The organism is Mesorhizobium sp. M0715, from assembly GCF_040320355.1.
Lineage (GTDB): Bacteria > Pseudomonadota > Alphaproteobacteria > Rhizobiales > Rhizobiaceae > Mesorhizobium.
This window is the reverse complement of the sequence record NZ_JAMYPL010000025.1, coordinates 67579-82620: the sequence shown is the minus strand read 5'-3', so window position 1 is coordinate 82620 and position 15042 is coordinate 67579. Positions and strand designations below refer to the sequence as shown.

11 protein-coding genes and 1 pseudogene are annotated in these 15042 nt (G+C 63.5%); 7 read left to right on the top strand and 5 right to left on the bottom strand.

Annotated features, from left to right (window positions below; genetic code table 11):
• Nucleotides 1-25: 25 nt before the first annotated feature.
• The 3 genes from NKI21_RS25600 to NKI21_RS25590 form a co-directional block, all read right to left on the bottom strand.
• Nucleotides 26-850, bottom strand: coding sequence for a carbohydrate ABC transporter permease (locus NKI21_RS25600; protein WP_081734746.1), 825 nt, complete (start codon nt 848-850; stop codon nt 26-28).
• Nucleotides 847-2022 (bottom strand): ABC transporter ATP-binding protein, encoded by a 1176-nt coding sequence (locus tag NKI21_RS25595; RefSeq protein WP_352440768.1) that lies wholly within the window; start codon nt 2020-2022, stop codon nt 847-849. Before NKI21_RS25595 ends, NKI21_RS25600 begins: the two co-directional genes overlap by 4 nt.
• Before the next feature lie 175 nt (nt 2023-2197).
• Nucleotides 2198-2998, bottom strand: coding sequence for an SDR family NAD(P)-dependent oxidoreductase (locus NKI21_RS25590; RefSeq protein WP_127292989.1), 801 nt, complete (start codon nt 2996-2998; stop codon nt 2198-2200).
• A 165-nt stretch (nt 2999-3163) separates the two neighbouring features.
• Here NKI21_RS25590 and NKI21_RS25585 point away from each other — a divergent pair, with 165 nt between their 5' ends.
• From NKI21_RS25585 to NKI21_RS25560, 6 genes are all read left to right on the top strand, one after another.
• Nucleotides 3164-4024 carry a DeoR/GlpR family DNA-binding transcription regulator gene (locus tag NKI21_RS25585; protein ID WP_352440770.1) on the top strand — a complete coding sequence of 287 codons (861 nt, stop codon included), beginning with the start codon at nt 3164-3166 and terminating at the stop codon, nt 4022-4024.
• Nucleotides 4025-4063: 39 nt separating this feature from the next.
• Nucleotides 4064-4864 (top strand): BtpA/SgcQ family protein, encoded by an 801-nt coding sequence (locus tag NKI21_RS25580; protein ID WP_023809131.1) that lies wholly within the window; start codon nt 4064-4066, stop codon nt 4862-4864.
• 160 nt (nt 4865-5024) lie between these two features.
• The gene (locus NKI21_RS25575; RefSeq protein WP_352867963.1) at nt 5025-6545 is read left to right on the top strand and encodes an FGGY-family carbohydrate kinase; all 1521 of its coding nucleotides are present in this window, start codon (nt 5025-5027) and stop codon (nt 6543-6545) included.
• Nucleotides 6545-7174, top strand: coding sequence for an HAD family hydrolase (locus tag NKI21_RS25570; RefSeq protein WP_352555013.1), 630 nt, complete (start codon nt 6545-6547; stop codon nt 7172-7174). The genes NKI21_RS25575 and NKI21_RS25570 overlap by 1 nt, the downstream gene beginning before the upstream one ends.
• Before the next feature lie 156 nt (nt 7175-7330).
• Nucleotides 7331-8317 carry a tagatose kinase gene (locus NKI21_RS25565; protein WP_031212406.1) on the top strand — a complete coding sequence of 329 codons (987 nt, stop codon included), beginning with the start codon at nt 7331-7333 and terminating at the stop codon, nt 8315-8317.
• Entirely contained in the window at nt 8317-9585 is a 1269-nt protein-coding gene (locus tag NKI21_RS25560) for a D-tagatose-bisphosphate aldolase, class II, non-catalytic subunit (RefSeq protein WP_128302643.1), read from the top strand. The genes NKI21_RS25565 and NKI21_RS25560 overlap by 1 nt, the downstream gene beginning before the upstream one ends.
• Before the next feature lie 57 nt (nt 9586-9642).
• Here the strand turns inward: NKI21_RS25560 and NKI21_RS25555 are convergent, their stop codons facing one another.
• Nucleotides 9643-10989: an NAD(P)/FAD-dependent oxidoreductase gene (locus NKI21_RS25555; protein ID WP_128302644.1), complete on the bottom strand. Its 1347-nt coding sequence runs from the start codon at nt 10987-10989 to the stop codon at nt 9643-9645.
• A 318-nt stretch (nt 10990-11307) separates the two neighbouring features.
• Between NKI21_RS25555 and NKI21_RS25550 the strand changes: the two are divergent.
• A pseudogene (locus NKI21_RS25550) lies at nt 11308-11519 on the top strand (L-2-hydroxyglutarate oxidase); the annotation flags it as partial.
• Between the two features lie 725 nt (nt 11520-12244).
• Here NKI21_RS25550 and tssH read toward each other — a convergent pair.
• Nucleotides 12245-15025, bottom strand: coding sequence for a type VI secretion system ATPase TssH (gene tssH, locus NKI21_RS25545; RefSeq protein ID WP_352440776.1), 2781 nt, complete (start codon nt 15023-15025; stop codon nt 12245-12247).
• Nucleotides 15026-15042 lie beyond the last annotated feature (17 nt).

Here is a 15042-nt window from a genome sequence, read left to right as displayed (position 1 = left end):
CATGTCGGCTCTCGGAGCGACCGGCCTATTTCACGCTGCCGAACGTCAAGCCCTGGACGATGAAACGCTGGATGAAGCGGGAAGCCACGACCAGCGGCAGGATGGCAAGCACGACGCCGGCAGAAACCTTGGCGATCTGGACGCCGTTCGAGGTCTGCAACGCGGCGAGCGCAACCGGTATGGTCGCCGTCTTCGGCCCGCTCAAAACCAGGGCAAACAAAAACTCATTCCACGCCAGGATGAAGCCGAGCACGCCGGCGGCCGCGATACCGGGCATCGACACCGGCAGCACAATGCGCCAGAAGGCGCCCCAGGCGGTCGCGCCGTCGGTCATCGCCGCCCACTCCAGATCGACTGGAATGCCTTCGAAGAAGCCCATCAGGATCCAGGTCAGGAAAGGCAGGTTGAGCGCGGCATAAACGATGATCAGCCCGGTCAGCGAATTGCTGAGCTCCAGGCTTCGGAACAGCGTGAAGGTCGGCAGCACCAGCGCCACGGGCGGCAGCATTTGCGTCGCCAGAACGGCAAAGCGCGCCCAACGACCGCCCGTACGGAAGCGGGCGAAGGCATAGCCGGTGGTGGCGGCGAAAGGCAAAGCGAGCAGAACCGAGCCGAGCGCGACGATCAGGCTGTTGAGGTAGGACTGACCGAAGCGACCTGACAGCAGCGCCGAATAATTGTCCGTCGTAAAGGCCGGCATCAGCTCGTTGCTGTAGGATAGCTGCTCGGGCACGAAGCTCGTCCGCAGCACCCAGAGCGGCGGCAGCAGCACGATGGCGCAAACGACAATCAGCCCGAAATGCAGGCCGAAGCGGCGGCGAAAGGCAGGCCGTTCGTTTCTGTCCATCATCGAGTGGCCCCCATGAGGCTCGGCCGCGCGATGACCAGTTCGGTCTCGGGATCAAACAGGTGCATTGGCAGCGGGTCGATGTAGAGCTCGACGATCGAGCCGACGGGCGCCGTGAAATAACGGCTCAGGCGGGCGGCGATCTCCAACGGCTTGTCGTCTCCGGCGGGGTGGGCATGATCCTTGCCGGTGGCCTGACCCGCGATCTGGCCGATCAGGACGTTCTCGGCGCCGAGAGCCTCGACGGCCACGACCCGTACGGCAATCTTCTGCCAGTCCGGCTTGTCGGCGCGTTCGTGGAAATCTTCGGCTCGAACGCCCAGAATGACGCGGCGCCCGACACGCTCGCCATAGGCGTTGCGGTGGCGGGCGGGGACGGTAAGCACGGCACCACTGTCGGTCACGACGGAGAGCCCTTCGCCAGGTGCGGGCTGAAGCGTGGCCGGAATGAGGTTCATCGGCGGCGTCGCCAGGAAGCGCGCGACGAAGGTGTTGACCGGGTCGGCATAGACTTCAAGCGGCCGGCCGGCCTGGACCAGGCGACCATCGCGCATGATGCATATGCGATCGCCCATGGTCATGGCCTCGACCTGGTCATGCGTGACATGGACGATGGTGCGGCCAAGGCGCCGGTGCAGCTTGACGAGTTCGAGCCGCATCTCTGCACGCAGCTGCGCATCGAGGTTGGACAGCGGCTCGTCAAGCAGGAAGGCCGCCGGTTCGCGAACGATCGCCCGACCGAGCGCGACACGCTGCCGCTGGCCGCCCGAAAGCGCTGCCGGCTTGCGGCCGAGAAGATTCTGCAGCCCGAGCAGGTTAGCGGCGTCCGCAATCTTGGCATCGATGACCGCTGCGTCGGTGCCGCGCATCTTCAGCCCGAAGGCCATATTCTGCCGCACCGACATATGCGGATAGAGCGCGTAGCTCTGGAAAACCACCGCGACGTTGCGGTCGCGCGGCGCGACATTGGCGACGCTCTTGCCACCGATGCGGAGATCGCCGGAAGAGATACTCTCCAGGCCGGCAATCATCCGCAGCGTCGTCGACTTGCCGCATCCCGACGGGCCGAGAAAGATCACGAATTCACCGTCAGGAATGGTGAGATCGACCTCATGCACCCCGTAATTGCCATTGCCGTAGAGCTTGGAAACGCGATCGAGCTCGATAGACGCCATAGACTTTCCTCATGAACCCGTCTGACCCGGCTGAACGCCGAAGGCCGGAGTCGAGCGAACGGTCATCTTAGAGAACAAAATATAACATTGAAAGCCTGCCTTCTGATCATATGTGTTCACTTTTTTTGGATGGCGCGTGCCAGCATCAGGATCCGGTTACAGCCGCCAAAAGCCGTCAGGTCATGTAGACGCCGCCGGTCACGTTGACCCCCTGGCCAGTCATGAAGCGGGCTTGATCCGAACAGAGGAAGACGACGACGTCGGCGACATCCTCCGGCAGCTCGAGCCGGCCGAGCGGCGTCTGCGCGATATAGTCGGCGACCACCCGTTCGGGCGTGACTTGCCGCAGATGCGCCTCCCACTCGACTTCTCGCGATTGCATGCCGGTCTTGACGAACCCCGGGCAGACGGCATTGACGCGTATCCCTTTGGGCGCGAGCTCGCGGGCAAAGGCCTGCGTCCAGCCGAGCACGGCGAACTTGGACGCCGAATAATGCGCCAGGAGCGGCGCACCGACCTTCGCGGCAAGCGAGGCGGTGTTGACGATGCAGCCCGTGCCCTGCTTGACAAAATGCCGTCCAGCGATCTGATTTGCGAGGAACACCCCGCGCGCATTGACCGAGAAGTTGAAGTCCCACTCCTCGTCGGTCAGATCCAGCGCATGCTGCATGGTGGACACGCCGGCATTGGCGATCAGGATGTCGCAGCCGCCAAGCGCTTCCAGTACGGCGGCAAAGGCCGCCTCGACGGAATCGCGACGGCGAACATCGACCGTGACGGCGACGGCACCGCCGCCAATCTCCTCGGCCGCCTTGCGCGCCGCGTCGGGATCCAGATCGCCGATCGCCACGGCGACACCCTGCCGCGTCAGGGCGGTCGCGATCGCGCGACCGATCCCCGCGCCGCCACCCGTCACAAAGGCACGCTTGCCCGCGAGTTCGGCAAGCACTGGAGGAATGACGGAGACAGCCGGCATGGTCGTATTCTCTCTGCTTGGTGGCGGAATGCGATCTGTTGATATCGAGATGCATACCAATAAATTCGAACGCTGCAAACATATTTTTGTTTGAAAATGTTCGATCATGCGGTAGAGTTGAAGTTGCAGACCGCTTCGTCAGCGGCTTACCCACCGGATACATCGATGGCCGACGACACCGCCTCTCCCCTATCGTCCACGCATGGCGCACCGCGTGATGCCGATCGTCAGCGCCTTCTCGCGCACGATCGACAAGCCCGCATCCTCGCTTTCCTGCGCCGGACGGGGTCGCTCACCGTCGCCGCGGCAGCGGCCGAACTCGCCGTTTCCGACATGACGATCCGCCGCGATCTCGTCGAACTGGAACGCGAGGGCAGGCTGGTGCGAATCCATGGCGGCGCGATCGAGGCCGATAACCCGCCGCTGGTCGCCATGGACAGTGAGGAGCCGAGTTTCGATTCGCGCTTGCGCCAGCGCCGTGACCCGAAGGCCGCGATTGCCGCCGCCGCGGCCGCCTTGGTTTCGGGATACCGCACGATCGCATTGGATGTCGGCACCACCACCTATCTGATGGCCGAGCACCTCAAGGACCTTCCGCACGCCAAGGTGTTCACCAACAGCCTCAGGATCGCGGCGGCGCTGAACGGCGGTATGCCCGAAGTCTATGTTGCCGGCGGCCGCGTACGAGCCGACGAGATGTCGACCGGCGGACCCGCGGCCATCGCCCAGTTCGAGGCGCTGTGGTTCGACGTCGCCGTGATCGGCGTCTCCGGCATCACGGCGGACGGCCTTTTCGACTATTCCTTCGATGATACCGATATGAAGCGCGCCTATCTGAGACGCTCAGGCACCAAGATCGTGCTCTGCGATTCCGCCAAATTCCTGCGCATGTCGCTGGTGCGGATAGCGCCACTATCGGACATCGATATCCTCATCACCGATGCCGAGCCGCCGGCCAAGATCGCCGCGGCGCTCGCCGCGGCCAAGGTCGACCTGCGCATCGCGCCGCCACTGACGCGCGACTGAGGCGCAACATTCTCACTTTATCCCCAAGGAGACGACTCGATGGTATTTGAATTTTTCGGCGACAAGAAGAAGGCTGTCATCTCGATGGCCCACATCGGTGCCCTGCCGGGAACGCCCCTCTATGATGCCGATGGCGGCCTCGACAAGCTGATCGATGGCGTGCTCTCCGACATTCGCAAGCTGCAGAGCGGCGGCGTCGATGCCATCATGTTCGGCAACGAGAACGACCGCCCCTATGTCTTCAAGGCGCCGCCCGAAGGCATTGCCGCCATGACTGCGATCGTCCAGGCGGTGAAGCCCGAACTGAAAGTGCCGTTTGGCGTCAATTATCTCTGGGATCCGACCGCCAGCGTCGCGATCGGGGCTGCCACCGGAGCCCGTTTCGTGCGCGAGATCTTCACCGGCCTGTTCGCTTCCGACATGGGCTTGTGGGAGCCCGATTGCGCCGCCGCCTCGCGCCTGCGGCACAATCTTGGCCGCGACGACATGAAGCTTCTCTTCAACATCAATGCAGAGTTCGCACACTCGCTCGACCAGCGTCCTATTGAATTGCGCGCCAAGAGCGCGGTGTTCTCGTCGATGGCCGACGCCATCCTCGTTTCCGGTCCGATCACTGGCCAGCCGGCCGACCAGTCCCACCTGCGCAGCGTCTGCGAGACGATCAAGGACGTGCCGGTCTTCGCCAACACCGGCGTGAACATCGACAATGTCCGCGATGTCCTTTCGCTGGCGAGCGGCGTCGTGATCGGCACCCATTTCAAGATCGATGGCAATACCTGGAACGCCGTCGACGGCGATCGGGTCAAGCGCTTTATGGACGTTGTCGCCACTTTGCGCTGAGGACGGCTTCCACGGCGATGCCGGCCACCGCCGGCTCGCGGTGATCATATCGATCGTTGCGGGCCGGCGTCCGGAATGATCGACTGGTATCGAGCAGTGGGACACAACGAGGCAGACAGGTTCGCCCGCCTGCCCTTCCCGGCATTTCAATGGATTCGACATGGCGTTCGTTCTCGGTCTCGATATCGGCACCACCTCGACGATCGGCATTCTGATCCGGCTTCCCGATCAGGTGCTGGGCCTCGCCTCGCGCCCCGTCACGCTGCATTCAGAGCACGCGGGCTGGGCTGAGGAAGACCCCGCGCAATGGTGGACCAATGTCCGGGACATCGTGCAGGAGCTGCTCAGGACCAGCGGCATCAAAGCCGAGGAGATCGTGGCATTGGGCACAACCGGCATGCTGCCAGCGGTCGTTCTTCTGGATGACCAGGGCGAGGTGTTGCGGCCGAGCATCCAGCAGAGCGACGGCCGCTGTGGCGCCGAAGTGGCCGAACTGCGGACCGAATGCGATGAGACGGCTTTCATCGCCAAGGCCGGCAACGGCATCAACCAACAGCTCGTCACCGCTAAGCTGCGCTGGATAGAGCGTCACGAACCGGAGGTGTTCAGCCGCATCGCCACCGTTTTCGGCTCCTATGACTATATCAACTGGCGCCTCACCGGCGAACGTGCGGTCGAGCAGAACTGGGCGCTGGAGGCCGGCTTCGTCGACGTTTCGACGCACCGGATCGACGACGATCTGGTGGCGCTCGCGCACATACCGCGCTCGGCCGTGCCACGAAAGATCGCCTCGCATGAGATCCTCGGTTCCGTCTCGGCGAAGGCCGCGGATGAGACCGGCCTGATGGCGGGAACACCTGTCGTCGGTGGTGCGGCCGACATGATCGCCTCCGCGCTCGGCGCCGGAGTTGCCAAAGCAGGCGATGTCCTCCTGAAATTCGGCGGCTCGGTCGATATCCTGATCGCCACCGATCAGATCAAGCCCGATCCGCGCATGTATCTCGATTACCACCTGGTGCCGGGCCTGTTCATGCCCAATGGCTGCATGTCGACCGGCGGCTCGGGCCTCAACTGGTTCGTACGCAATTTCGCCGGCGGCGAGATGGCCACGGCACAGGCCGAGGGTATTTCGGTACACCAGCGGCTCGATGCGCTGGCGGCAGAGCGTCCCGCCGGTGCCGATGGCCTCACCATCCTGCCCTACTTCCTCGGTGAGAAGACGCCGATCCATGATCCAGCGGCTCGTGGCGTGATCGATGGGCTGACGCTGTCGCACGATATCGGCCATGTCTGGCGCGCTTTGCTCGAGGCCTATGCCTTTGCCATCGCGCATCATATCGAGGTGCTCAACGACATGGGTCACCGGACCGAGCGCTATCTCGCCTCCGACGGCGGCTCGAGCAGCAAGGTCTGGATGCAGATTGTCGCGGATGTCTTGCAAAAGCCGGTCCAACGACTGACCGGGCACCCCGGCTCTTGCATCGGCGCTGCCTGGACGGCGGCGATCGGCGTCGGCCTAACCGACGACTGGTCGGGCGTTTCCGGTTTCGTCAGCTTCGCCGACCGGCTCGATCCCGACCCGCGCAAGGCTGACATCTACCGCGACGGCTATCGCCGCTATCGCGATCTTTATGCGCGCCTGTCGGCTCCTGGCGCGACCAGAGCGGGATCGTCATCGTGATGTATCGCGCCGTCGCCTGGGACATCGACGGAACGCTGATCGACAGCGAGCCGTTGCATCATCAATCCCTCCTCGCCGGCTGCCGCAACTGGAACGTCGATCTTGACGACCTGCCCGACCAAGCCTTTCGCGGCATCCATATGGGCGACGTCTGGACAATGCTGCGTCCGCGTCTCCCAGTCGGGCTCGACCAGGCGGAGTGGCTCGCCGCTATCAATGCCCACTACGTCGCGAACCGGGCGAACGCCGTCCCAATCCCCGAGGCGGTCGAGACGATTCGGACCCTGGCTGACCGCGGCGTCCCGCAGGTCTGCGTCTCGAATTCCGGCCGGCAAGTCGTCAATGCCAATCTCGATGCGCTCGGCGTGCTCGATCATATGAGTCTCACAATCAGCCTCGACGACGTGTCGGCCGGCAAGCCCGACCCCACGCCCTATCGCGAGGCCTGCCGGCAGCTCGCCGTAGCTCCAGAGTCGGTGGTGGCCGTGGAAGACAGCCGCACCGGCACTAAGGCAGCACGAGCCGCCGGTCTGTTCGTGGTTGGCTATCTCCCCAGCGGCGGCCTGCTCGGCGACGTCGATCTCAGCACCAACCGTCTGTCGTCGATCCTGGATCTGTTTCCAGGCTGAGGGTTTGCGCGTCGTTACCTTCCAGGTGTGCGCTTGACCATGCATTCAGGATCGTAGCGTGATGGCAACTGATCGATTCACATCGACCGGTAGGAATCCCCCTTGCGCCTCGGCGTCGTGAAACCGCAAACGACACCACACCAGGATGGACGCTTCATGAACGACCTCCCCCAAACACTTGCAGCGGACTCGCTCGGGCCAACCGTGGCGATTGGAGAAATCCTGGTAGAGATCGTCGCGAGGCAGACAGGCACCGGCTTCCGGGAACCTATCGACCTCATTGGCCCCTTTCCGAGCGGCGCGCCCGCCATCTTCATCGATCAATGCGCACGTATGGGCGGAGCGGCCGCAATGGTGGGCGTGGTCGGCGACGACGATTTCGGCGTCGTCAACGTGGAGCGCCTGAAGCGGGACGGCGTAGACACTTCCGCCATCGCTGTTTCCCCGGATTATCCGACGGGCAGCGCCTTTGTTCGCTACCGCACGGACGGAAGCCGCGATTTCGTCTACAACATCGCCAAATCCGCCGCCGCTCGATTGGAATGGACCCCGCAGGTCGAGGCGCTGATCGCGCGTTGCGGGCATATCCATGTCATGGGAACGGTGTTCGCAAGTCCCGCAGCCTGGGCGATCACCGAACGCGCGATCCCGCTGATCAAGGCACGCGGCGGCACGATGTCGCTCGATCCGAACCTGCGCAAGGAATTGCTGGCGCACGGCCAGACCGAGGAGAAATTCGCCGGTCTGGTGGACGAAGCGGACCTGCTGCTGCCGTCGGGCAATGAATTGTTCCTGGCCGCCGGCACGGACGGCGAGGAACGCGCGATCGAGGCGCTGTTCAGACGAGGGGTCAAGGAGATCGCCGTGAAGCGCGGCGAACATGGCGCGTCAGCCCGTCAAAGCACCGGAGCCCGCGCCGATTGCCCCGGCCTGATCGTCGAGGAAACGGACCCCACCGGGGCCGGCGACTGTTTCGGGGGAGCCTATGTCGCATGCCGGCGGCTGGGCATGGCGCTGCAGACGGCGCTCGAATTCGCCAACGCGGCAGGGGCGCGCAACGTCACACGCCACGGTCCCATGGAGGGAGCCGGCACGCCGGCCGAGCTGGAAGATTTCATGGCAAGAACGGCGAGAAGAAATTGATGCGTGTGGCGATCGAAGATTTGCCGGCCCTGCACAGGGACGGGAAGAAAATCGGGGTGACCTCGGTGTGCTCGGCGCACCCGCTGGTGCTTAAAGCCGCACTACGCCACGGCCGGGAAACCGGCACCACCGTGCTGATCGAGGCGACGTGCAATCAGGTCAATCATCTGGGCGGTTATACGGGCATGACGCCGGCCGATTTCGCGGCGATGGTGGAAGCGCTCGCGGCAGCCGAGCGGTGCCCGGAAGAGCTGATCGTGCTTGGCGGGGATCATCTCGGCCCTAATCCCTGGAAAGACCGGCCCGCCGAGGAGGCGATGGCGCAGGCCGGGACGATGGTCGATGCCTATGTCCGCGCCGGCTTCCGCAAGATCCACCTCGATGCTTCGATGGGCTGCGCGGGTGAACCGGCGACGCTAGACGACCACACGGTGGCCGGGCGCGCGGCCAGGCTGGCGGGCGTCGCGGAGCAGGCGGCAGCGCAGAGCGGCGGGGCAAGCCCGGTCTACATCATCGGGACGGAGGTGCCGCCGCCCGGTGGCGCCGATCACGCTTTGGATGCGATCACCCCGACCAGTCCGGAGGCGGGTAGCCAGACACATGCCATTCACGCCCAGGCGTTCCAAACCGCCGGGCTTGAAAGCGCATTTTCCCGCGTCATCGGGCTTGTCGTGCAGCCGGGCGTGGAGTTCGGCAACCAGAATGTGATTTTCTACGATCGGACCAAGGCCGGCGACCTGGCGGCAACCCTCGACAGATTGCCGTCGCTCATTTTCGAAGCCCATTCGACGGACTATCAGGGTGAGAGGCCGTTGCGTGAACTCGTCGAGGACGGCTTCGCCGTCCTCAAGGTCGGACCCGAGTTGACCTTCAAGCTGCGCGAGGCGCTGTACTCGCTCGACCTGATCGCTTCCGACCTGGTGCCTGACTATGGCGAGCGGCCGCTTTACCACGCAATGGAAGAGCTGATGCAAGGCACCCCCAAGAATTGGGCAAGCCACTATCATGGAAGCGATGCCGACAAGCGGACGCTGCGCCACTACTCCTATTCCGATCGCATCCGATATTATTGGGCGATCCCGCAAGCCCGTGCCGCCTGCAACCGTCTCTTCGATACGTTGAACGGCCGCAAGGTGCCGGTGATGCTGTTTCTCCAGCACCTGCCTTCTGCAGTCACATGGGCTGACCGCGCCTGCGACGTCGAGGAGATCGCGATCGGTCACGTCCGGCGGAGCATCGAGGCCTACGCCCGGGCATGCGGCACCTGAGATCCTCGTCCGGTCCTTCAAGGCCAGAGCGGATGGGCTGGCGGGCGGCAGGAACGCTTACAGCGATGGCCCCAATCGGATCGGACTGCCGTCGCTGAAACGGGATTGACGGAACCTGTAGAGGTTGTGCCCAGTCTCGTTGCCTTGGACGAGGTCAGACAACACACGGCCGATGCCGGGTCCGATGCCGAAGCCGTGGCCGCTCATCCCGGTCGCTATAACGAGACCCGGGATCGCAGCGGCGCGATCGACGATGGGCACGACATCAGGCATCGCATCGATCATGCCCGCCCAGCTCGCCTTGAGCGGTACAGTCGTGAACTGAGGGAAAAGCTCCCTGAACCCGCGGTCGATGGCGCGGAGCGCCGACGTCTCGGGAGCGGGATTGAGGACCCGCATCCGTTCGAAAGGGCTTTCTTCATCCGCGTTCCATCTGCGCGGCGTCGACCAGCCATCCGGGTATCCTCGCGGCGCGCCCGGCAGGTAGCGCGTGCCGAAGGGATTGGCCATCAGGGCGCTGAAATATTTGCCCGCATGGCGAAATGCGTCCGGCCCTATGTAGAGTTGGCTGCTGCCTCCCGATGCGAGCGTATACCCGCCATCCTGCCTGCGCCGGAAAGCGATGCGTTCATCCGCGGCGGCACCGGCGTGGATCTCCGGCATCGGTGCTGTCGCGGCGACGGTCGCCCTGACGCTGAGCTGCGGAATCGAGATGCCGTGGGCGCGCAGAAAGAGCGACGTCCACGCGCCGCTGGCGACGACGACGCTCGAGGTCGCGATGCGCCCTTTCTCGGTCCAGACGCCACTGATGCGTCCCGCGGAGATGTCGAGCATACGTGCCGCGCAATTCTCGATGATCGTCACACCTTCGCGGGCCGCCAGGCGAGCAAGCGCGGGCACCGCGACCCAAGGTTCCGCCCGCATGTCCGATGGGGTGATCATTGCGCCTTTGAACGGTCGCGACATGGCCGGGATCAGGCTTGCCAACTCACCTTGGTCGAGGAGACGCGTGTCGACGCCATGAGCCTGGGCAATCTCGAGAAACTTCGCGAAACCGGCCATCTCCTTGTCTGTCCGCGCAAGATAGGTAACGCCCGTCTGCTTCAGTCCTATGTCCTCGCCACATTCCTGCGCCAGTTGCCGCCAGAGGCGCTGCGCTTCGATGACGATCGGCAGTTCGTCGGCATCGCGGCCCTGCTGCCGGATCCAGCCCCAATTGCGCGAGGATTGCTCGGCGGCGATGCGGCCCTTTTCCAGCAGCGTCACCGAGACGTTCCGTCGCGCCAGGAACAGTGCCGTGCTCACGCCAATGACCCCGCCGCCGATGATCACGACGTCCGAAGTCTTCGGCAGGGGCTGCTGGAACTGGATCGAGGTGGCTTCGGTGAAGGGGAAGATTGTCAAAGAGCACCGTCCTTCTTGGTATGCTGCGGCGACATCCGGTCCACGCTGGCAGCGAGATCTGGGCAGCGATATCTGGCCGCCGTGAAATGTCGATACCACGCGAGGAGATTGATCGTCAGCTACTGCTTGCCGACAAGGACAGCGACAGATCGCGGGTCTGGAAGTCCCTCTGGACAATGAGTTTTGAAACTGCCGGCCAAAGGCTGGCGACTGTGCAAGCGTGCCCCACTATAGCGTTATCGGCGGCGGCATCGTCGACCTGGCGACGGCCATGCGGCTGGTTGAGACATATCCCGGCTGCAGCCTGATGCTGTTGGCCGGAAATACTGTCCGAGCCTCGGCCTCGCCGACCTGCTCCCGCACGAAGCAGGCATCCGCGCGCAAGCCGTGCGCAAAGACAGTGCCCTCATGATTTCCTGTTCGCACAAACGGACCGCATGCTGCACGTCTGTAACGCCCCTTCACCCGCCGCCTCCTCGACGATCCCGATTGCAGAGATGATTCGAGATCGCCTCATGCAGGGCTGCTGAAAACGAGGCGGTATGCATGGAGCCGCAACGCCCGCTGAACGCTGGAGTATCCGTCTTGGCCAAGAAAGGGATTGGGGCACGGGCCGCGGGCAACGCAGCTTTTGCGTCAGAACCAGATCCGCTCACCACCGGGCCAGCAATTCCGCTCCCGGCGAGAAGGTACTTGGCCTGCCGGCTATAGCCGCTCGGCCTCAGGCCTGCGGTTTCCGCAAGCCTCCTGTGGACGCCGGCATTTTTGGCTGCGCAAAGATCTCAAGCGAAACGACGGCCGACGTCGCAGGTTCGACCGTCATAGGCATAGCCCGACGAGCTCCCTATGGTACACGTCCACAGAATGCACTGACACTCAAGCCAGCTTGGCTAAGCCAGAAATCTTTAAGTCTTTGAAATGACCTGACTATTTATGGTACCCTTGGCTGGGACCTATCCCCGGATCAAGCTATTGTTTTTATTATGTTTTTTCTGCTCCAACGTCCGATTTGTATCACAATAGGTATCACAATCTGTAGCACCTTCTCCGCGACCCTTGGATGCCTTCGCCCACAGCGGCCGCAGCGTGTTTGACTAAAGCCACTCGCAGATCCGGTGTCGTGGCAGGTAAAAGAATACCGTCATTCTTCTAACCGATTGCGTCATACGAATTCACCGCCACCGGCCGCTCCCAGGCTAGTCGGCTCAGCTTGCCTATGCACGAAGAAGCCGAAGCAAACCGTCATCAACTTTCCTTACTCGAAGGAATAGGTGAAGCCCTCCTTGGAGGCGCCGACGGTTACCCTTGTCATCCTTTCGCCCTCGAGCGAGCGGTTCAGCACGCCGCGGCTCAATTCCGGCAGCAGCGTGTTTGTCAGGATGGCATCGATCATCCGCCCGCCGGATTCGATCTCGGTGCAGCGGGCCTTGACTAGGTCCATGACGCCATCGCCGATCACCAATTCTGCGTCGTTGGTCGCACGCAGCCGGCGAGCGATCTTGGCAAACTGGTGACGGGTGATCGCTTCGATCATCGAACCCGAAAGCGGATAGTAAGGAATGGTCACCACCCGGCCAAGAAAGGCCGCAGGGAAGACCTTCAGCAACGGGCTGCGCAGCGCGGTGTCCAGATCGTCGAGCCCTGCCCGCAGCGTGCCATTCCTGGTCCGATCCATGATGACTTCGGAGCCGACATTCGAGGTGAGCAGGATCAGCGTGTTCTTGAAATCGATGCGCCGGCCCTCGCTGTCGTCCATCATCCCCTTGTCGAAGACCTGGAAGAAGATTTCGTGCACGTCAGGATGCGCCTTCTCGACCTCGTCGAGCAGGATCACCGAATAGGGTTTGCGGCGGACCGCCTCGGTCAGGATGCCGCCCTTGCCGTAGCCGACATATCCGGGCGGCGCCCCCTTCAAGGTAGAGACCGTGTGCGCCTCCTGGAACTCGGACATGTTGATCGAGATCAGGTTCTGCTCGCCGCCGTAGAGCGTCTCGGCCAAGGCCAATGCGGTTTCGGTCTTGCCAACGCCCGAGGGGCCGCAGAGCAGGAACACGCCCACCGGCTTCTCCGGCGCGCCGAGCCCGGCGCGGCTGGTCTGCACACGCTTGGCAATCATCTCCATGGCGTGATCCTGGCCGACCACGCGTTCGGACAGAGTGCTGGCCAGCCGCAGCGCTTTTTCGGTCTGGCTCGACAGCATCCGCCCCGTCGGGATGCCGGTCCAGTCCTGAACGACCGCCGCCACGGCGTTGCGGTCGACCGACGGCAGGATCAGCGGCGTCTCGCCTTGCGCCTCGGCCAGTTCGACCATCAGTTCGCGCAACCGGGTGAGATCGGCGGCCGGATCGGGTGGAGGGGCATTGGCAGCCGCCGGTGCCTCCACATTGATTTTGGCCGTTTTGGTCTTGGGCGTTTCGACCTTGGGCAGCGGAGTCTCAACCGAGTCCGTGCCTGCTGTTTCCCTATTGGTCTCCGGCGTCTCCACCGCATCGAGCGGCACACCTTCGCCACGCAGCCTGGCGCGCAGTTCGAGTATTTCGGCAACGAGTGCCTTTTCCCCGTCCCAACGCTCCTGTGCGGCGGCGAGCATGACTTCGGTTTCGGCTAACCCGGTGTCGACCCGTGCCTGCCGGTCGCTCACCTCGATGCCGATCGCGGCCTCGCGACCGATGATGCCGCGCTCGACCTCCAGCGCCTGGCGTCGGCGCATGATGTCCTCGACCTCCGCCGGCGTGGCGTGCTGCGATATGGCGACACGGGCGCAAGCGGTGTCGAGAAGGCTCACCGCCTTGTCAGGCAGTTGCCGCGCCGGGATATAGCGATGCGAGAGACCAACCGCCGCCTCGATCGCCTCATCCAATATCTGCACCTTGTGGTGCTGTTCAAGAACGCCGGCGATACCGCGCAACATGAGAACGGCCACCGCCTCGGACGGCTCGTCGATCTTGACTACCTGGAAACGGCGGGTCAGCGCCGGATCCTTCTCGATATGCTGCTTGTACTCGGCCCAGGTCGTTGCCGCGATCGTGCGCAGTTCGCCGCGCGCCAGCGCCGGCTTCAGCAGATTGGCCGCGTCGCCTGTTCCAGCCGCGCCGCCAGCGCCAATCAAGGTGTGAGCCTCATCGATGAACAGGATGACCGGCGTTTCGGAAGACTGCACCTCATCGATGACTGCCTTCAGCCGCTTTTCGAACTCCCCCTTTACGCTTGCACCCGCCTGCATCAATCCGACATCGAGCATGCGCACACTGACCCCTTGCAGTGTCGGCGGCACGTCGTCCGCAGCGATACGCAAGGCAAAGCCCTCGACGACCGCGGTCTTGCCGACCCCGGCCTCACCGGTCAAGATCGGGTTGTTTTGCCGGCGTCGCATCAGGATATCGACGATCTGCCTGATCTCTGGATCGCGGCCGACAACCGGATCTATCTTACCGTCGCGGGCGCGCTGGGTCAGGTCGGTGGCGTATTTCGCCAGCGCCGAATCCCCACCCGGAGGCCGCCGCGGCGCCTCTGCGGTGGAGACCGTGGTCGAGGCGCCGGCTTCGAGCGAGCCCTCCATGACAACGGCGAACCGTGCGATGACCGCGGCGGCGTCGATCTTGTCAAACTCGCCGCTGATCTTCGACAGCAGGCCTTCCAGGACCGGCGTCTTCAGGCAGGCAAGGAGAATGTGGGCGCTGCGGACTTCCTCGACGCTGAACTCCAGCGTGGCTAGGTTCCAGGCTTCCTGGATGGCATGGAAGATATGGTCGGAAAATTCCTCGATCGACGTTGCGCCGTAAGGCAGCTTGTCGACGGCGCGGGTCATATCGGCCGTGAGCCGGCTCGCATCAAGGCCCGCATCGGCGATTATCATTTGCATATCCGAACGGTCGGAAAGTACCAGTTGCTCGATGAAGTGGACGAGCTCGACGTAAGGATTGCCGCGCAGTTTGGCGGTGTCGGCCGCAGCCTTGAAGGCGCGCACACCGACAGGATTGAGCTTGCCGACCAGTTCCTTGCGTTTGAAGGTCTGCGATGACCGGCGCTGTTCCATCGAACGTGCTCCTGCAA

Coding starts and splice junctions, on each gene's coding strand:
- NKI21_RS25600 (WP_081734746.1), bottom strand. CDS start 850: ATGATGGACAGAAACGAACGGCCTGCCTTTCGCCGCCGCTTCGGCCTG.
- NKI21_RS25595 (WP_352440768.1), bottom strand. CDS start 2,022: ATGGCGTCTATCGAGCTCGATCGCGTTTCCAAGCTCTACGGCAATGGC.
- NKI21_RS25590 (WP_127292989.1), bottom strand. CDS start 2,998: ATGCCGGCTGTCTCCGTCATTCCTCCAGTGCTTGCCGAACTCGCGGGC.
- NKI21_RS25585 (WP_352440770.1), top strand. CDS start 3,164: ATGGCCGACGACACCGCCTCTCCCCTATCGTCCACGCATGGCGCACCG.
- NKI21_RS25580 (WP_023809131.1), top strand. CDS start 4,064: ATGGTATTTGAATTTTTCGGCGACAAGAAGAAGGCTGTCATCTCGATG.
- NKI21_RS25575 (WP_352867963.1), top strand. CDS start 5,025: ATGGCGTTCGTTCTCGGTCTCGATATCGGCACCACCTCGACGATCGGC.
- NKI21_RS25570 (WP_352555013.1), top strand. CDS start 6,545: ATGTATCGCGCCGTCGCCTGGGACATCGACGGAACGCTGATCGACAGC.
- NKI21_RS25565 (WP_031212406.1), top strand. CDS start 7,331: ATGAACGACCTCCCCCAAACACTTGCAGCGGACTCGCTCGGGCCAACC.
- NKI21_RS25560 (WP_128302643.1), top strand. CDS start 8,317: ATGCGTGTGGCGATCGAAGATTTGCCGGCCCTGCACAGGGACGGGAAG.
- tssH (WP_352440776.1), bottom strand. CDS start 15,025: ATGGAACAGCGCCGGTCATCGCAGACCTTCAAACGCAAGGAACTGGTC.